Genomic DNA, 18,992 nt, shown 5'->3' with positions numbered 1-18,992 from the left:
ATTTCTTTTCAGAAAACTGTCAAATAAATTGTCAGAAGAAAAAACATCTTGTATAATAAATTCTGTAATAATTTTTTTGTATCATGAGGGAGTAACTTGCAGCACATACGCTGTGGCAACGTCACCAACCGAAAAGAACCTAACAACTTTTTTTCTGGTGTTGCCTTAATTAGTGAGACTTATGTATGTGTCGCACATACACAAGTCTATTTTTTTTGAAAAAATAGAGGTGTATGGAGGCAAAAATTAAAGGAGGAAGAACATGTCAGAGGAAAATGCAAAGAAACAACAACTATCGCAAGCTTTTTACTCTCAAACAGTGGATGCTGTTTTTGAAGAATTAGGATCACAACCTGAAGGACTTTCTGATAGTGAAGCGAAAAGTCGCTTAACGCAATATGGTGCCAATGAATTAGAAGAAGGCAAAAAGAAAAGCATGTTGCAAAAATTCTTAGAGCAATTTAAAGATTTAATGATTCTTGTTTTAATTGCTGCTGCTGCAATTTCAGCGATGGTACCAAATGCAGAAGGCCACCGTGAGTGGGTGGATGCAATTATCATTCTAGCCGTAGTTATTATCAATGCGGTAATGGGTGTTATCCAAGAAGCGAAGGCGGAACAAGCAATTGAAGCTTTGCGTGAAATGTCAACGCCTAATGCGAATGTATTACGTAATGGTCATAGTGTGACGGTAAGTAGTACAGAATTAGTTCCAGGAGATATTGTTTTATTAGAAGCTGGGGATGTTGTTCCAGCAGATATGCGTTTAATTGAAGCGAGTTCGTTAAAAATTGAAGAAGCGGCTCTTACTGGAGAATCTGTTCCAGTTGAAAAAGAATTAACAGTTCTTGAAGGACAAGATATCGGAATTGGTGATCGAATCAATATGGCGTATTCAAACAGTAACGTAACATATGGTCGTGGTAAAGGGATCGTTGTTAATACTGGGATGAACACAGAAGTTGGTAAGATTGCTGGTATGTTAGCAAATGCTGACGAAACAGAAACGCCATTAAAACGTAACTTGAATCAATTAGGTAAATTCTTAACTGCTGCAATTTTAATTATTGCGGTTATCATGTTCTTTGTTGGTACAGTCTTAAATGGTCGTGATTGGGTTGAGATGTTATTAACTTCTATCTCATTAGCTGTTGCTGCGATTCCAGAAGGGTTGCCAGCGATTGTAACTATTATCTTAGCTTTAGGTACGCAAGTAATGGCGAAGCGTAATGCGATGATTCGAAAATTACCAGCTGTTGAAACATTAGGAGCTACTGATATTATTGCTTCTGACAAAACGGGAACATTAACGCTAAACCAAATGACTGTTGAAAAATTATACTTTGATGACCATCAATATGCAGCATCAGATGATATTTCAATGGATAATATGGCGTTAAAAATTATGAACTTCGCAAACGATACACGTATCGGTCAAGAGGGGAATCTAATGGGTGACCCGACAGAAACAGCTTTAGTTCAGTTTGGTCGTGACAAAGGCTTTGATGTTCGTCAAGAAGAACCGAAAGAACCACGCGTTGCAGATTTACCATTTGATTCAGATCGTAAATTGATGAGTACAATTCATAAATTGGCAGATGGTCGTTTCTTAGTAGCAGTAAAAGGTGCGCCAGATGTATTATTAGGTCGTACCAAAGAAGTACTATTAAACGGTAAAGTTTTACCAATGACAGCTGCTGAACAAGAAAAAGTATTATCAAACAACAAAGACATGGCAAAACAAGCATTACGTGTCTTAGGTATGGCGTATAAATACATTGACAGTGTTCCTGAAAAATTAGTTTCAGAAGAACTTGAAAATGATTTAATTTTTGCTGGATTAGTCGGCATGATTGACCCTGAGCGTGCGGAAGCTGCAGGTGCAGTTAAAGTTGCTAAAGAAGCAGGGATTCGTCCAATTATGATTACCGGTGACCATCGTGATACAGCAGAAGCAATTGCAGGACGTTTAGGAATCATCAAACCAGGTGATGACGCTGCTGTTTTAACTGGTGCTGAATTAAATCAAATGTCTGATGCTGATTTAGCACAAAATATTTCAAAATACTCTGTTTATGCTCGTGTATCTCCAGAACATAAGGTACGTATTGTAAAAGCTTGGCAACAAGAAGGTAAAGTTGTAGCCATGACTGGTGACGGTGTAAACGATGCACCTTCATTAAAACAAGCCGATATCGGTGTTGGTATGGGGATTACTGGTACAGAAGTGTCTAAGGGTGCTTCTGACATGGTATTAGCGGATGATAACTTTGCGACAATCGTTGTTGCTGTCGAAGAAGGACGTAAAGTCTTCTCAAATATTCAAAAGGCTATCCAATATTTAATGGCTGCAAACTTAGGGGAAGTATTGACACTATTTATTGCAACATTATTAGGTTGGGACACATTACTACCAATCCATCTATTATGGATTAACTTAGTGACAGATACATTCCCAGCGATTGCTTTGGGTATGGAACCTGCTGAAAAAGATTTGATGGCGCATAAACCTCGTGGTAAGAACTCAAACTTCTTCTCCGGTGGTGTTATGAGTAGTATTATTTACCAAGGTATTTTAGAAGCTGCAGCTGTATTATTTGTATACTGGTCTGCACTACAATGGCCAGCGCATACAGCGGCAAACATGCCAGGTTTAGATGCCACAGGATTGTATGACTTACAACATGCAGATGCGTTAACAATGGCGTTCGCAACATTAGGTTTGATGCAGTTATTCCACGCGTTCAACGTGAAATCTGTTCATCAGTCATTGTTCAAAGTCGGCGCATTCCGAAACAAAGCCTTCAACTGGGCGATTCTATTATCATTTGTATTAATGATGGGGATTATCGTTATTCCAGGTCTAAACGATATCTTCAAAGTAACGCATTTAGACTGGTACCAATGGGGAATCGTAGTGGGTGCTTCATTTGCGATTATTCCAGTTGTTGAGATTGTCAAAGCAATCCAACGTGCAATGGGTAAAGAATAAAATAAGGAAAAGTGATTAGCTGTTTAGCTAGTCACTTTTTTTATGAAAAAATCTTCATCTATTATTTACCCTAAACATTTTCGAAAAAGGAAGTCTTTCTTTATAATGAAGAAAAGGAGGGCTGTAGATGGAAAATGTCAGCATTTTATTAGTGGAAGATGAAGAAAGTTTAGCTAGTTTTATTCAATCTGAATTAACATTTGAAGGCTATGAGGTCATCTGGGTGAAAGATGGACAAGAAGCACTAGATGCTTTTGCTACACATGCGTTCGATTTGATTTTATTAGATTGGATGTTGCCTAAATATGATGGGATTACGGTGGCTAGACGGATTCGCAAAGAGAGCGATATTCCGATTATCATGATGACCGCTCGCAACCAAACAACGGATATTGTGATTGGCTTAGATACAGGATTGGATGATTATATTACCAAACCATTTGATATTGAAGAGTTATTTGCGCGCATTCGTGTCATTGAACGACGCTTAAATAAACAAGAAGCAACAACAATCACCTATCACCAATTACAGTTAGATATTGCCAAACACCAAGTAACCATCGATGAGGAAGAAATTTATTTAACACCCAAAGAATTTGGCATATTGTATGAATTAATGAAAACACCAGAAGAAATAAAAACACGTGACGAATTGTTAAATACCGTATGGGGCTATGATTTTATGGGACAAACGAATGTTGTGGATGTGTATATCCGCACGCTTCGCAACAAATTAGGAAAGTACGGATTAATGATTCAGACGGTACGTGGAGTAGGCTATGTATTGAGGGAATTAGATGACAGATAGAAAAAAAGGTGCACAGTTTCAGCTAACAAGTCGTTTTGTAGCCATTTTGACGGGCTTGTTACTTATTGTCAATGTAGCCTTTGTTACGATTTCTTTATATTCTGTTTATTATTATTTAGCCGATCAAGCCAAAGAAATTGCGACTACCTTAGAGGAAGTACCGCAAGCAACAGATGATTGGGATGCTTTAGTTGATGTGACAATTGCTAAAAATGAAGAGGATGCCGTGCGAATTTTGTTAACAGATGGTCCGACGTATTATTCAAAAGATGGCAAGGAAATTTTTACCGAATTGGCAGAAGGTACGGCTTTACCCATCTTTAAAGGCATTATTTTGATGGAGGATGAAATTTATTATTTTCAACGGCATCAGCAGCAAGGACGAACTGTAGAAATTGCGATTCATGGCAATACAGTGATTGAAATGATGATGCGCATGTTAGTCATTAGTGTGCTGTTAAATCTGTTTGCCGTATTGATCGGCAGTTGGATTGTTTACTTTTTCGTTGGTAAATGGAGCAAGACTTTGCAACAAATGACCCAAGAAATGAAAGAAATCGAGTTAACCAACAACCAAGCAAAACTATTGAGTGTCCCAGAAACGCCAAGTGAAATTAAACAAGCTGCATCTTCCTTTAATCAGTTATTACGCATGCAACGGGAAGCGATGAAACGAGAAGGGCAATTTGTGACGGATGCTTCTCATGAATTACGAACCCCATTAACGGCGATTCGCGGTCATGTCCAATTAATCAAACGGCGTGGATCAGCCCATCCAGAAGTCATTGCGCCATCAATTGATTTTATTGATAAGGAATCAAAGCGGTTAGAAACCATGACGAATCAATTATTGCTATTAGGTAAACATCATGCTACACAGGTTTGTAAAGAGGTTGATTTCTCTGTCTTAGTGCAACAAGAAGTTCAGAAATTACAAGCGTCTTGCCCTCAAGAAGTGACGTTTGATATTCAAGAAAACATTCATATGTATGCTGACGAATTAGAGCTGCAACAAATTTGTCAAAATTTATTTGGGAATGCCAGAAAGTATTCCGCAGCCAATGAGACTATCCACATTCGTTTACGGGCAAACGAAACCATTCAATTAGACGTAGCCGATACTGGGGAAGGCATTCCAGATGAAATGAAAGGGCGGATTTTTGAACGTTTTTTCCGTGTAGATAGTTCGCGCTCTAGCCAAGTTGAAGGTTCAGGAATCGGTTTAGCCATCGTGGCGTCGATTGTTGAAAAATATCAAGGAAAGCTATCTGTAGCCGATAATCAACCAAAGGGCAGTATTTTTACCGTGGAATTTCCTAAAAAATGAAAAAATCTTCATAGCAATTTTAGATAACTCGATAGTAAAGGGTCGTTAAAATGATTAAACTATAGATAGAAATTAAAGGAGGAAACCAACGTGAAAAAAACAATCTTATATACAAGTACCCTAGCGTTAGCATTAATTTTTGCTGGCTGTTCCGCTGAAAATCCAGTTTCTTCAGGAAATGAAACGCCAACAAATACATCATCAACGTCATCAAGTGCAACAACAAGCTCATCAACAACAGCTACATCTGCTGCAGCTGAAATTCCAACCTTTAAAGTAACGGTAGAAGATGCCATTCAAGCTTATCAAGAAACACATCCAAATACCGATATTACATCCATTGAATTGGATTCTTCATTAGGAAATTATTTCTATAAAGTAGAAGGTGTGGATGATGACAACGAATACGAAGTCAGTGTCGATGCACAAACCAAAGAAGTGAAGAAACAAAAAGAAGAAGCCCTAGATGCCGATGAACAAAAAGGTGTCAAACGTCAAGAAGACAAATTAGACTTGTCTGATTTATTAACAGTTGAAGAAGCTGCTAAAATTGCTACCGATGAAGCCAAAAGTGGTCAAGTAACTGATTGGGATTTAGATAAAGAAATGAATATCACTTATTGGGATGTTCAAGTCAAAGATGGCAACAAAGAAACCAATGTGAAACTAGATGCTAAAACAGGTGAAGTTTTAGAAGTTGAATTGGATGATTAATCCGAACGGAATAGTCTGATAAAAAATAAAACAAACGATATCCAAACTATGTAAAATGAGCGGGTTAACCTCTCGATAGTTTGGATATTTTCTTTTTGACTTTTCTAAATCATTGAAAAAAGGTACAATGAAGCAAACAAAAAGAAAGTAGGGAATGATGGGTGAAACCTAATTTAGGCTATTATGTACAAAAAATTAACGATATTGTAAAAAATACAGAAGCAATCGGTGAAGAAATGCATCCTTGCTACGAAGAAATTCGTCAAGCGATTGATAAAGAAGAGCTAGCGGCTATTTCAGATGAACGTCGTGCAGAGATTGTTACTATTTTTAAAGAAGGAACGAACCAATACACAGCGATGCAACAAACGGTTAGTACATTGCGTCCTCCAGCACGTGTGATGGGCATTCATAAAAAATTTGAACGTGCGTATACCGAATATGTTCAAGGATGCGAAGAAATGATTACGAGTCTTGAAACGGGGATTGACGTTGCAGCTTTTGATCGTGCAGAAATAAAACAAGATACAGCAACAGATGCTATTTCATTTTCTATTCAACGAATGACAAGTTTATTATTGAAAAAATAAAAATGATAAAAATAAAGCGAAAAACGAGAAATATTTAATGGAACTATTAGGTTATTTTTATGACAGAAGTCTTAAAAGGGGCTATACTAAGTCCATAACCAACAATAACCTTTTTATTTTTCATTTTACTCCTTAGTAGAGTAATTACTCCTTTTTCCGTCAGTCCTAACCAAACTGGCGGTTTTTTTGTATAGTTAATTAAGAAAGAGGTGGCACTATGAGCTTAATTGTTTTAATCGGCGCACAAGCAGTAGGAAAAATGACCGTCGGCAAAGAATTGGAAAAGCAAATCGATGGCAAATTATTATATAACCATCAGACAATTGATTTGTATGCTAATTTTTTAGGTTACACCCAAGAAACTTTTCGCTTATCGGATTTAACACGTAGAGAATTGTTCAAGTCCTTTGTGTTAAATAAAAACAATAATGTCACAGAAGCAATTATTTTTACGATTATGATTGGGTTTAGTGAGGCCTATGACCGTCAATTTTTAAAAGAAATTGCGGCTATTTTTTTAGATGCTGGCGAAGAGGTTTATTTTGTCGAACTGGTGACAGATTTAAAAACACGCATTCAGCGAAATGTCGGCGACGATCGTTTGGCCGCCAAACCTTCTAAACGGGATATTGCATTTTCGCATCATGAGTTAATCACGTCAAATGAAAAATGGCGTTTGGTTTCTTTACCTAATGAATTAGCTACATTAGAACCACGTGCCAAAACGTTGATTATCGACAATACGCAGTTGTCACCTGTTGAAACTGCTACAAAAATCAAAGAAACGTTTGACTTGTAATTTTTTTCGTTGCATGGAAATTTCAATCATGGTATGCTTAATTTAATAAAAAACGAAGTGAGGGATCCTCTATTGAAAAACTAAGCCAATTTGTTGAAGCTGCATAAAGACTGTCTTGTTTACAAGGAAGCAGTGTGCAGATTTTCAGGATTGGGTAGTTTTTTGATACGGGGTCTTTTTGTGTACCTTTGTATAAGAATCCTTGTCCTGAAAATAGCCAAGGATTTTTTCTTGCCTTTAAAAAGGTGAGTCGAGGTGAATAAAATGACAACAATTGAAATAAAAAATTTAACATTTGGTTTTGATGCGCAAACAACATTATTATTTGAAGAGACCAATTTAACCTTAGATGCTACTTGGAAACTGGGGTTAATTGGTCGCAATGGGCGTGGCAAAACGACCTTATTACGTCTGTTACTAGGTGAATATTCTTATAGTGGCAAAATTGAACACCAATTAAACTTTACGTATTTTCCCCAAACAGTGACGGATAAATCGCAATTGACCTATTATGTCTTACAAGAGCTTTCTGACTTTGAGCAGTGGAAGTTAGAGCGTGAACTGAATCTACTCAAACTAGATGCTGAAATATTATGGCGCGAGTTTTCAAGTTTGTCTGGCGGCGAACAAACCAAGGTTTTGTTGGCATTGTTATTTGTAGATGATGTGAATTTTCCATTGATTGATGAACCAACCAATCATTTAGATGTAACTGCGCGTCAGCAAGTGGCAGACTATTTGAAAAAGAAACAAGGGTTTATTGTCGTCAGTCATGACCGGAGTTTTGTAGATGAAGTTGTGGACCATGTTTTATCCATTGAAAAAAGTCAATTGATATTGTATCAAGGAAATTTTTCAGTTTATGAAGAGCAAAAAGGATTACGTGATGTATACGAACAAGAACAAAATGCGAAATTGCAAAAAGAAGTGAAACGCTTGAAACAAACTGCTGCAGAAAAAGCAGAGTGGTCACGTGGACGTGAAAAAGACAAATATGGTTCACCAACAAAAAAAGGTAGTGGAGCCATCTATGATACCGGAGCGATTGGTGCACGAGCTGCTCGCACAATGAAACGCTCTAAAGCAATCGTTAAGCGGATGGAAGACCAAGCAGTTGAAAAAGAAAAATTATTAAAAGATATTGAATATATTGATCCTTTAACAATGAACTTTCGACCAACACATCGCAAGCAGTTATTGAAAGTAGAACAGTTACAATTGAGCTATGGTGAGCGACAGTTATTTCAACCTATTTCATTTGAAATCAATCAAGGAGAACGTGTGGCTATCCAAGGAGCGAATGGTTCAGGAAAATCCTCCATTATTCAATGCCTATTAGGTCAGTTCAAGGGAGAAATCAGTGGCGAAATTGTTCAACCACAAGGCGTGACCATTAGTTATGTACGTCAAAATTATGAAGATAATCAAGGGACATTGCAGGAATTTGCAGAAGAACATCGCTTAAGTTACCAAGATTTATTAAACAACTTACGGAAATTAGGTATTGAACGAACCGTCTTTAATAATCGTATTGAAAATATGAGTATGGGACAGAGAAAACGCGTAGAACTAGCGAAGTCATTAGCAACTCCTGCTGAATTATTTATCTGGGATGAACCATTAAATTATTTGGATGTGTTTAATCATAAACAACTAGAAGAAGTCATTCAATCGATTCAACCAACGATGCTGATTGTCGAGCATGATACAACTTTCTTAAAAAATGTAGCTACAAAGATTATCCAACTTTAAAAAGCAGTGTACTTGAAAAAAAGTGGTGCAGAAATTTTCTGCACCACTTTTTAGTTTTCGACATTACGGACGTAATCATCGAAGTATTGTAATAATTCATTTTTTAATTGTTGGTAATCGTCTTCTGTATAGTCTTTTTCCGCTAGTTTAATTTCTAAAAAGGGAATATTCAACTCTTCTTTTAGACGATCCAGTACATCTAATCGGTCCATTTTTTTCACCTTTATAATAAATTAAATGATGCATTGACAGTTTCATAGGTTTGACTCATGTAGATTAAACGATTATAAAGTGATTCCAAATCATCATTTTTATGGAAAAGGACTTGCTTTAATTCGAAATAAAATACATCAAACGCATTAACAAATTCTTCTACTTCTTTCGTTTGTAATTCTTCAAAAGTATCGCAACGAACATAAGCTTTTTCAGCAATCGCATAAGCTTCTGCTGTAGTCAAAATAGCTAAATATTCATTGAAATTACGACTAGTGACTAATTCATAAGCGGATTGGCATTTGTTATAAATATTTGAAAAGTCTTTAACTAATAATTCGACTGGCGTTTTTGAAAACATAGCGACTCCTCCTAGGGATTATTTTTCAAATAAGACACAGACACATTCTGGTGCATAAATATCTTTTTTAATAAGTGTCAATGTGCCATTTTCTGGATCACGACGATACAATGTAAGGTTATCTGTATTTTGATTGGCACAGATGACAAAGTTTTCTGTCGGATCTAAATCAAAATCACGAGGATGATCGCCTTCTGTTGAAATGTGTTGAACAAAAGTAACACTTGCGCCTTCTTCTGCTACAGCGAATACAGCGATAGAGTTATGACCACGATTTGATAGATAGACAAAACGGCCATCACTAGAAATACGAATAGCTGCGCCACCGTTAAAGCCTTCGAAATCTTCTGGTAAAGTGGACACTTTTTGTAACTCTTTAAATGTACCTGTTGGCGCATCATAAGCTAAAACAGTAATCGTACTGTCTAATTCTCCAAATAAATAGGCATAGTTAGTATTTGGATGGAAAACTAAATGACGAGGACCTGTTCCAGCAGGCGCAACATATGTCGCAACTTCGGTTAATTTTCCTTCGTTAGATACATCGTATGTGTAAACACGGTCTGTTCCTAAATCACAAACAACTAAACGATCATCTGGAGTTAAGTCTGTGTAATGTACGTGAGGAACATTTTGATTTTCATGTGGTCCGACTGGCTCATCATGAAACACTGCGTCAGTTGCTTCTAAAGAACCATCGTCCAAAATTTTGTATACGTTTACTTCGCCTTTGTGATAGTTGGCACCGTAAACAAGTTGACGTGCTTCGTCTACTGCTACATAACATAACGGAGCGCCTTCTTCTGTCACAGCATTTAAAAAGTTAAATTCTGAATCATACGCACCCGCGCCGCCTTTACCGTCAATTTCTGTGACTGTATACGTGAAGCCTTTTTCACTACGTGCTAAATAAGTGGGACTATTTTCTTCAGTAAGTAATTCTAAGTCTACCAACTCTTCTTTATCTGTGTCTAAAACTAAAGAATAAATTCCTTTACTTTCACGACGAGTGTAAGTTCCTAAAAACATTTTTTCTAACATAGTGTTACCTCCTAAAAATAGATTATATTTATTTTAACATACAACTTCTGAAAGAAGAACATTGTCTGACTCAAACATCTGTGAGAAATAACATAAACATAAGGAACCTTCTGACAGACTTAATAAATAATATGTTATAATTTATCTATCCATAATAACAGGAGGTCGATGTTTAGGATGCATCAAGGAAAAGTAGTTACAATTGGTCAAGAAGCAATTGATGAAAATGAAAAAATCTTGATTTTTTTCGGTAAAGGAGTAACAGATGGGTTACGTCCATACTCTATCATTCAAGAAGTCGAACAAGCAAAAGACATCGAATTAGCCGTAGGCGGGAGTATTTTGTTTGGGGCCCAAGAGTACCAAATTACGTATGTAGGCCATTTGGCGAATCAAAATTTACAAACGATTCAACATATTTCATTTGTATTTTCTGAAGTGCCAACCGATAAATTATCAAGTAGCGTGTATTTAACACCTGCTAAACTTCCCGAAATAACAGAAGGGATGACCATTACTTATCGCTAGGAGGAGAAACGATGGAAAAGAAAAATAAGTCGCTTTCGTGGTTTTGGAAATGGTTTTTAAATAATCAAGTAGTGACCGCATTATTAATTGTTTTGCTCGTCCTACTTATCATTAATCTATTTACCCGCGTCTCGTATTTATTTACGCCGGTACTACAATTTTTAGCAATTGTCGGTTTACCGATTATTTTAGCAGGAATATTGTATTATTTAATGAATCCGGTGGTCGATTTTGCAGAGAAAAAAGGCATCAAACGAATTTACAGTATTATTGCATTATTTGTTTTAGTAGTAGGGTTATTGGCATGGGGAATTGTCGTAATCGTGCCAAAAATTCAAGAACAAACATTAAGTTTTGTAGATAATTTTCCACAATATGTCAAAGTAGTTGAAAAAACAGTGAATGATTTATTCTCTGATCCAATTTTTAGTCAGGTTCAAGAACAATTGACCGCATCTGGCGAAAAATTCATGAACTCATTAACAGAAGTCATTCAAAATGTATCAAAAACTACTTTCCAAAATCTGGGGAATTTCTTCGGGGCAGTGGCATCCATTGTCGTCGCAGTGATTACCATGCCGTTCATTTTATTCTATCTATTAAAAGATGGGAAAAAATTGGGTCCTTATATTGTCAGCTTTTTACCAACCAAATTGCGTAAACCAACTTTGAAAGTTTTGGGTGAAATGAACGCTCAAGTATCTTCTTATATTCGTGGACAATTAACGGTAGCTTTTGCAGTGGCAATTATGTTTATGATTGGGTTTTCAATTATCGGTTTAGATTATGCCATTACACTAGGGATTGCAGCAGGTTTCTTAAATTTAATTCCGTATTTGGGCTCATTTTTAGCTCTTGTTCCAGCGGTCTTTTTAGGAATTGTGGGCGGACCAGTGTTATTAGTGAAAGTTCTGGTTGTATTTGTTATTGAACAAACGATTGAAGGCCGTGTGATCTCACCATTAGTTCTAGGAAGTCAGTTATCGGTTCATCCCGTTACGATTTTATTAGTGCTATTAACTTCTGGAAAACTATTTGGTTTAGTGGGCGTAATCTTGGGAATTCCAGCATATGCCGCAATTAAGGTAGTGATTGCTAACGTGTTTGAATGGTACAAACGCATTTCTAATTTATATGAAGAAGAAACAGAAGTTGTATCAAAAGAATAAGCAAAAAAAGCTAGAGACCTTTTTTCAAGGTTTCTAGCTTTTTTGATGACTAAAAGTTTAAGCTAATTTCTTCAGCTTTTTCAATAGCTTCATTGATAATTGATTCTGTTTTTTCTGGAAAATGATCGGCGCCTTCAACAAAGATTTGGTTGAAATCAGTCACGCCAATAAAGTTTAAAATACCTTTGACATATTGTGAAGCGAAATCCTGTCCTTCATAAGCACCACCACTCGCTTGAATATGCAAGGCTTTTTTGCCTTCTGTTAAAGGTTGTGGTCCAGCTTCTGTGTAACGGAATGTTTTTCCCGCAACGTTGATCGTATCAAACCATGCTTTCAAACGTGTAGGAATGTTTAAGTTCCACAAACCGTTTGCAATAACTACTTTATCAGCAGCTAAGAATTGGTCTGTTGATTCGTTGAAACGCGCAATTTTGCGTTGTTGTTCTGCTGTTAATGTAGAAAAATCTTTGCCTTCACGTAAATCGTTCCAACCAGACATAATATCATAATCAATTTCAGGAAAATCTTCATGATATAAATCTAATGTAATGATTTCGTCTTCCGGGTGACTTTTTTTGTAACTATCTAAAAAAGCATAAAAAACTTTCATGGATTTTGATGCTTCATCTGTCATTGGGTGCGCTTTAACCGCTAATAATGTTGCCATAGAATCTCTCCTTTTAATTTGTAAGTAAGTTCTTAAAAATAGTATACAAGATAAAAAAAGGAATTCAAATATATTTGTTTGATTTTTTTCTGCCTAAAGGCAATATCTATTGTAGAATTAATTAAAACGTATATGGAGGATTTGAATGTATGATTAATACCGTAATTTTAGATTGGGCAGGAACAACAATTGATTTTGGATGTATGGCGCCAGTGGATGCCTTCTACCAAGCCTTTAAAAAAGAAGGTATAATAGTAACAAAAGAAGAAATTCGATTACCAATGGGGACAAAAAAACACGATCATATTATGACTATGTTAAAGATGCCGCGAATTGCTCAAGAGTGGTTAGCTGTTCATGAACAAGAACCAACAGAAACCGATATTAATCGTATCTATCAAACATTTGAAGACGTGATTTTTCAAACCTTAGATCAATATTCAGACGTGAAATTAGGTGTGTTAGAGGTAGTCGAACAATTAAAAGCGATGGGGATATCGATTGGCAGTACAACAGGATACACAAGTGACATGATGAAAATTGTTGCTAAAGTTGCAGCTGAACAAGGTTATGAACCAGATTTCATTGCAACTCCTGATTTAACAAAAGGAATTGGTCGTCCGGCACCGTATATGATTTTTCATATCTTAGAGCATTTTTGCACACCATCAGTTCAAAATGTTGTTAAAATTGGTGATACGATTTCAGATATTGAAGAAGGCAAAAATGCAGGTGTCTTTTCGATAGGTTTAAATAGAAGGCAGTTCATTAGCGGGTTATTCTTTTGACGAGTATCAACAGTTATCAGAAACAGATAAACAGGAGCTGGATGAACGTGTGCGTGAGGAATATTATGTTGCGGGAGCAGATGCGGTGCTTGATAACTTAGCTGAATTGCCAGCGTTTATTGCGATGCTAAATAAAAAATCAAATGAATGCAAAAAGAGCAACTGAACGAGAACGCTCAGTTGCTCTTTAGTGTTATGCAGCTTCTTTTCTAAGAGCTTTCATACCACCGATGACATGTATTGCTTTATATCCATGATTATTTAAAAATTGTGCAATGATGTCTGAACGACGACCAGAATGACTGAGCACATAATAAGTTGTATTTTCATCTAATTCATTTAAACGATTCGGCAAACTAGTTGTCGGCATAGAAATAGCATCAGGTAGGTGACCTTCGCTAAATGCACTTGCATCACGAATATCCAAAATAGCAATAGATTGATTTAGCAACAGTTGAAAGTCTTGTACATTGATTGAATTCATAAAAAAATTCCTTTCTTTCTTGAATGAATTGATTTTATGTGCTTTTTTGAAAATATGCAACGTTTTTGTATATAGATGAAAAAATAATGAAACAAATCTTAATGTTTTCAACATCAAACATAGAACAACATACGTTTTGTTTGTATAAATATTGTTTTTCCGTAAATTAAACATAGAAACTTGCTTTTTTAGAGAGAATCAAGTAAAGTATATCTGTGCGTTAAGCACCACCTGTCACTTGGTTTGACGAATCACCAACGTTTTACTCAGTTGCAGGGAAATAATCGAAAGAGGTGGAAAACATGGCAATTTCTAAAGAACGTAAAAACGAAATCATCAACCAATTTGCTCGTCATGAAGGAGATACTGGTTCTCCAGAAGTACAAATCGCTGTATTAACTGAAGATATCAATACTTTGAATGCTCACATCCGTGAACACAAAAAAGATCACCATTCATACCGTGGTTTGATGAAAAAAGTTGGTCACCGTCGTAACTTGTTAGCTTACTTACGTAACAAAGACGTAGCGCGTTACCGCGAATTGATCAAAGCTTTAGGATTACGTCGTTAATCATTACAATGAGAAAAGTGAGGTTCAACCGAATCTCACTTTTTTGTTGTGAAACACAGCGATTCGCCAACTGAAAGGCGAGCGAGAGCTGATGTTGAACAATACTAGCTGAGCGAAAGCGAGGGTAGTAACCGTACCACCGAAACACAGCGATTCGCCAACTGAAAGGCGAGCGAAAGCTGATGTTGAACAATACTAGCTGAGCAAAAGCGAGGGTAGTAACCTTTTGTACCAAAGGATGGTCAGAAGAGAAAGCTTATGTTGCACAACATGATTTGGGTAAAGCAAATCATGAATTTCAAAAAAACAAAAAAATAAAATCGCTGTGACTGTTGGCCTGGCTTACTACTAACCAAATGAAAGCACTGAAATTTCAATGTTTTCATTTGTTTAGTAGCAGCCTTGACTCACAGTAGAAAAGGAGTTCTTATGACAAAGCAAGTATTTAAAACAACTTGGGGCGGACGCCCACTAGAAGTAGAAGTCGGACAACTTGCAAAACAAGCCAATGGGGCTGTTTTAGTCCGTTATGGAGACACTGTTGTCTTGAGTGCAGCTGTTGCCTCTAAAGAAGCAAAAGATACTGATTTCTTCCCATTAACTATTAATTATGAAGAAAAAATGTATGCAGTAGGAAAAATCCCTGGAGGTTTCATCAAACGTGAAGGTCGTCCAAGTACAGATGCGACATTAACTGCACGTTTAATTGACCGTCCTATCCGTCCAATGTTTGCGGAAGGTTTCCGTAACGAAGTACAAGTAACAAATATCGTAATGAGTGTTGAACAAGATTGCTCACCTTCTATGGCAGCAATGTTAGGTTCTTCCTTAGCATTATCAATTTCAGATATTCCATTTGATGGTCCGATTGCCGGTGTGGATGTGGGTCGTGTAAATGGCGAATACGTCTTAAATCCAACTGTTGAACAAGCAGAAGCAACAGATATCGAATTAACCGTAGCAGGAACAAAAGATGCAATAAACATGGTAGAATCAGGTGCCAAAGAAGTATCAGAAACAGATATGTTAGGGGCATTATTATTTGGACATGACGCAATTAAAGAAATCGTTGCTTTCCAAGAAGAAATTGTTGCCGCTGTTGGTAAAGAGAAAATGGAAGTTACTTTATTACAAGTTGCTGAAGACTTGAAAAAAGAAATTTTCGATGCGTATTATCAAACAATGAAAACAGCTGTTTTAACAGAAGAAAAATTAGCTCGTGAAGACGAAATTGACAAAGTAAAAGATACTGTCAAAGAAGTTTATGCAGAAAAAGCAGCTGAATTAGAAGCAGATGCTGCTGCGCAATTAACAAAAGAAGTAAAACAAATCGCTGAAGACCTTGAAAAAGATGTTGTTCGTGAATTGATTACAATTGATAAAATTCGTCCTGATGGCCGTAAATTGGATGAAATTCGTCCATTGGCATCAGAAGTAAGTTTATTACCTCGTGTTCATGGTTCTGGTTTATTCACTCGTGGACAAACACAAGCATTATCTGCTTGTACTTTAGCACCATTAGGCGAACATCAAATTATTGATGGTTTAGGTGTGGAAGAATCAAAACGATTCATCCATCATTATAATTTCCCTCAATTCTCTGTAGGTTCAACTGGACGTGCTGGTTCTCCAGGTCGTCGTGAAATTGGACACGGTGCATTAGGTGAACGTGCATTAGCTCAAGTAATTCCAAACGAAGAAACATTCCCTTACACAATTCGTTTAGTTGCGGAAGTTTTAGAATCAAATGGTTCTTCTTCTCAAGCAAGTATTTGTGCAGGCACATTGGCTTTAATGGATGCCGGTGTACCAATTAAAGCCCCAGTTGCAGGGATTGCAATGGGCTTAGTTTCTGACGGTGAAAACTATACAATTTTAACAGATATTCAAGGTTTAGAAGACCATTTAGGTGATATGGACTTTAAAGTGGCTGGAACAAAAGATGGAATCACTGCGTTACAAATGGATATTAAAATCCAAGGTATCACAGAACAAATCTTACGTGAAGCACTAGCGCAAGCGAAAAAAGCACGTATGGAAATTCTTGAAGAATTAACTTCAACAATTGCAGAACCACGTGAAGAATTAAGCCAATATGCACCTAAGATTGAAATGATTAAGATTGACCCAGCGAAAATCAAAGACGTTATCGGTAAAGGTGGCGACACTATCAACGGAATTATCGATGAAACAGGCGTTAAAATCGATATTGATCAAGATGGAAATGTGTCAATCGCTTCTGCGGATGCCGATATGATTAAAAAAGCGATTAAGATTATTGAAGATCTAACAAAAGAAATCAAAGTTGGCGAAGTTTACTTAGGTAAAGTTGTCCGCATTGAAAAATTCGGTTGTTTCGTAAACTTAATTAAAGGAAAAGATGGTTTAGTCCATATTTCTCAATTAGCAAATGAACGTGTCAATAAAGTAGAAGACGTTGTGAAATTAGGCGACGAAATCTTAGTGAAAGTCACAGAAATCGACAAACAAGGTCGTGTGAACCTTTCAAGAAAAGCTTTATTAGCAGACGAAACAAAAGAAGAGAAATAAACAAAAAAGTTAGGATGGCAACATCCTAACTTTTTATGTATCTTAAAGGAGATTTCTTATGAAACAAAATTGGAAATTAAAAATCATGAAATTCATGCAAGGACGTTATGGACATTTTGATGCATTGGGTAAAATGCTTATTATCATTGCATTAATTGTATTGTTACTTTCTAGCTCATTTCGTTGGTTAGCCTACGTATTACTTATTGTGGCTTATTATCGCTTCTTTTCAAAAAAGATTTATGTACGAGCAAATGAAAATAAAAAATATTTAGTCATTCAAAATAAAGTCACAAATTTTTTCAAACAAAAAAAAGAAATGTTCCAACATCGCAAAACACATAGCTATTTTCGTTGTCCTGAATGTAAACAACCATTACGCGCACCAAAAGGGAAAGGGAATATTAAAGTGACCTGTAGTAATTGTCACCATCAATTTGTCAAAAAAGTTTAGCTTCAATCAAAGGGAAACTTTTGTATAAAAGAATAAAAGATGCTATAATACTTTTCCTTGCCCTTTGAAAACAGATGAATCGATGAACTCTGTGCAGAGCGTCTAAACAACGTGCAGTAGATAATTTGGGATCAGACCTTGCTGTTGCTTGATGGGATACTGTCAAGTAATGAGTTGAGAAATATGGTGACATATGATGAACGAGGAGTAAAAGCTCCTTAAGGCGAAGAATTATGCAAAATATTGCTAGATATAAGGTATGGTAGCTTACGGGGAGGAGAATAAAAAGCGTAGAGAAATACTCTCGCCTCTCCTTGCTGGCGCTTAAAAAGGGATTTTTAAGAAAGTCGAAGGAAGATCCAATTAACTCCTATGCTGTGAAGGTTAGAAATAATCTATAACGTAAGAAACGAGTAAAAGTAGCTCAAAGGCAGAAATTAAACCTAGAATGGTAGACAATTGACTGAATGTTTGAGTAAAATTTGTGGTCCGTTGTGATCGACAGCACTTAAGGTTGTTTTTACAACTGTATAAAGCAAGAGAAAGTTTCAGGTCGCTCCTGTGGCTCAGTCTTCTTGGGTGCGTGACTGAATAATATCACACCAATATGGCGTAGAGAGAAATACTCCAGCGATTCATTTGTTTTTAGAGGGTAAGTAAAAACTGCGAGAACGTTATTAACAACGTTCTCGCAGTTTTTTTAATTACGTGTAATTGTACATTGCATAATTAGTTCGCCATTTTTTGAATCTTCTTCATTTGTATGTGTGAAGCCAAATGATTCGTAAAAAGGAAAGGCTTTAAGATTTTCTTTGTGCACACTTAAATAAATAGTATCGACTTGTCTGTAGTGATCTTTTAAATAATTCAAAACAGCACGAAAGAGTGCATGTCCGTATCCTTGTTTTTGATGACGATAATCAATCATAAAACGATCAAACCAAATTGAGCGCTCTGTAGTATTTTCAGCGCCAATCATCGCAAAACCAACCATTTTATGATCCACATACAATCCGATAGGTGTCCATTGTAACGAACGATCATAAGCGGCTTCCAGTAATGAATCACGATTTTCTTCAATTAAATTTTTTTGGTTTTCCGCAACAGATAAGTTTGCTGCTTCACGCCAATTGTCTTGGGTAATTGGTTTTAATTGGTATCTCATATAAAAATCACTCCT

General features: G+C 36.4%; 19 protein-coding genes. 13 read left to right on the top strand and 6 right to left on the bottom strand.

Features of this window, described 5'->3' with window-relative positions; translation table 11 throughout:
• Positions 1-262: 262 nt before the first annotated feature.
• From AC4BC7_RS09755 to AC4BC7_RS09725, 7 genes are all read left to right on the top strand, one after another.
• A complete protein-coding gene (locus tag AC4BC7_RS09755; protein ID WP_490502747.1) occupies positions 263-2,992 on the top strand; it encodes a cation-translocating P-type ATPase in 2,730 nt (909 codons plus the stop codon).
• A 127-nt stretch (positions 2,993-3,119) separates the two neighbouring features.
• Positions 3,120-3,800 carry a response regulator transcription factor gene (locus AC4BC7_RS09750; protein WP_207871553.1) on the top strand — a complete coding sequence of 227 codons (681 nt, stop codon included), beginning with the start codon at positions 3,120-3,122 and terminating at the stop codon, positions 3,798-3,800.
• Positions 3,790-5,127: a sensor histidine kinase gene (locus AC4BC7_RS09745; RefSeq protein ID WP_490502746.1), complete on the top strand. Its 1,338-nt coding sequence runs from the start codon at positions 3,790-3,792 to the stop codon at positions 5,125-5,127. Before AC4BC7_RS09750 ends, AC4BC7_RS09745 begins: the two co-directional genes overlap by 11 nt.
• 90 nt (positions 5,128-5,217) lie before the next feature.
• The gene (locus AC4BC7_RS09740; protein ID WP_490502745.1) at positions 5,218-5,841 is read left to right on the top strand and encodes a PepSY domain-containing protein; all 624 of its coding nucleotides are present in this window, start codon (positions 5,218-5,220) and stop codon (positions 5,839-5,841) included.
• 161 nt (positions 5,842-6,002) lie between these two features.
• The gene (locus AC4BC7_RS09735; RefSeq protein WP_207871550.1) at positions 6,003-6,431 is read left to right on the top strand and encodes a hypothetical protein; all 429 of its coding nucleotides are present in this window, start codon (positions 6,003-6,005) and stop codon (positions 6,429-6,431) included.
• Positions 6,432-6,648: 217 nt separating this feature from the next.
• Positions 6,649-7,230, top strand: coding sequence for a DEAD/DEAH box helicase family protein (locus AC4BC7_RS09730; protein WP_490502744.1), 582 nt, complete (start codon positions 6,649-6,651; stop codon positions 7,228-7,230).
• Between the two features lie 264 nt (positions 7,231-7,494).
• Positions 7,495-8,982, top strand: coding sequence for an Lsa family ABC-F type ribosomal protection protein (locus tag AC4BC7_RS09725; protein WP_490502743.1), 1,488 nt, complete (start codon positions 7,495-7,497; stop codon positions 8,980-8,982).
• Between the two features lie 50 nt (positions 8,983-9,032).
• On the opposite strand, the gene AC4BC7_RS09720 is transcribed toward AC4BC7_RS09725, so the two are convergent.
• From AC4BC7_RS09720 to AC4BC7_RS09710, 3 genes are read right to left on the bottom strand one after another with little or no spacing between them, the layout of a single operon-like run.
• Positions 9,033-9,194, bottom strand: coding sequence for a hypothetical protein (locus tag AC4BC7_RS09720; RefSeq protein ID WP_490495117.1), 162 nt, complete (start codon positions 9,192-9,194; stop codon positions 9,033-9,035).
• A gap of 11 nt (positions 9,195-9,205) precedes the next feature.
• Complete coding sequence (locus tag AC4BC7_RS09715; protein ID WP_207871546.1) at positions 9,206-9,556, bottom strand: hypothetical protein; 351 nt, start codon at positions 9,554-9,556, stop codon at positions 9,206-9,208.
• A gap of 18 nt (positions 9,557-9,574) precedes the next feature.
• On the bottom strand, positions 9,575-10,597 hold the full coding sequence (locus AC4BC7_RS09710) for a lactonase family protein (protein WP_490495118.1): 1,023 nt from the start codon (positions 10,595-10,597) through the stop codon (positions 9,575-9,577).
• A 177-nt stretch (positions 10,598-10,774) separates the two neighbouring features.
• Here AC4BC7_RS09710 and AC4BC7_RS09705 point away from each other — a divergent pair, with 177 nt between their 5' ends.
• On the top strand, positions 10,775-11,125 hold the full coding sequence (locus tag AC4BC7_RS09705; RefSeq protein WP_207871544.1) for a PTS glucitol/sorbitol transporter subunit IIA: 351 nt from the start codon (positions 10,775-10,777) through the stop codon (positions 11,123-11,125).
• A gap of 11 nt (positions 11,126-11,136) precedes the next feature.
• Complete coding sequence (locus tag AC4BC7_RS09700) at positions 11,137-12,294, top strand: AI-2E family transporter (RefSeq protein WP_207871543.1); 1,158 nt, start codon at positions 11,137-11,139, stop codon at positions 12,292-12,294.
• 49 nt (positions 12,295-12,343) lie between these two features.
• On the opposite strand, the gene AC4BC7_RS09695 is transcribed toward AC4BC7_RS09700, so the two are convergent.
• Positions 12,344-12,964, bottom strand: coding sequence for an NAD(P)H-dependent oxidoreductase (locus tag AC4BC7_RS09695; RefSeq protein ID WP_207871542.1), 621 nt, complete (start codon positions 12,962-12,964; stop codon positions 12,344-12,346).
• A gap of 149 nt (positions 12,965-13,113) precedes the next feature.
• Between AC4BC7_RS09695 and phnX the strand changes: the two genes are divergently transcribed.
• Positions 13,114-13,752 (top strand): phosphonoacetaldehyde hydrolase, encoded by a 639-nt coding sequence (gene phnX, locus AC4BC7_RS09690; protein WP_490502742.1) that lies wholly within the window; start codon positions 13,114-13,116, stop codon positions 13,750-13,752.
• Between the two features lie 193 nt (positions 13,753-13,945).
• On the opposite strand, the gene AC4BC7_RS09685 is transcribed toward phnX, so the two are convergent.
• Positions 13,946-14,236: a rhodanese-like domain-containing protein gene (locus tag AC4BC7_RS09685; RefSeq protein WP_207871540.1), complete on the bottom strand. Its 291-nt coding sequence runs from the start codon at positions 14,234-14,236 to the stop codon at positions 13,946-13,948.
• Between the two features lie 302 nt (positions 14,237-14,538).
• Here AC4BC7_RS09685 and rpsO point away from each other — a divergent pair, with 302 nt between their 5' ends.
• The 3 genes from rpsO to AC4BC7_RS09670 all read left to right on the top strand — a co-directional run bounded on the left by rpsO (position 14,539) and on the right by AC4BC7_RS09670 (position 17,812).
• The gene (gene rpsO, locus AC4BC7_RS09680) at positions 14,539-14,808 is read left to right on the top strand and encodes a 30S ribosomal protein S15 (protein WP_016174218.1); all 270 of its coding nucleotides are present in this window, start codon (positions 14,539-14,541) and stop codon (positions 14,806-14,808) included.
• 429 nt (positions 14,809-15,237) lie between these two features.
• Complete coding sequence (gene pnp, locus AC4BC7_RS09675; protein WP_207871539.1) at positions 15,238-17,358, top strand: polyribonucleotide nucleotidyltransferase; 2,121 nt, start codon at positions 15,238-15,240, stop codon at positions 17,356-17,358.
• 58 nt (positions 17,359-17,416) lie between these two features.
• Positions 17,417-17,812 carry a hypothetical protein gene (locus AC4BC7_RS09670; RefSeq protein WP_490502741.1) on the top strand — a complete coding sequence of 132 codons (396 nt, stop codon included), beginning with the start codon at positions 17,417-17,419 and terminating at the stop codon, positions 17,810-17,812.
• Positions 17,813-18,512: 700 nt separating this feature from the next.
• On the opposite strand, the gene AC4BC7_RS09665 is transcribed toward AC4BC7_RS09670, so the two are convergent.
• Positions 18,513-18,977, bottom strand: a complete 465-nt coding sequence (locus AC4BC7_RS09665) for a GNAT family N-acetyltransferase (protein WP_207871537.1) — start codon at positions 18,975-18,977, stop codon at positions 18,513-18,515.
• Between the last annotated feature and the right edge of the window lie 15 nt (positions 18,978-18,992).

This window comes from Enterococcus sp. AMC1623, assembly GCF_058216495.1.
The sequence above is the reverse complement of the archived record's forward strand: the minus strand, read 5'-3'. Positions and strand labels throughout refer to the sequence as shown.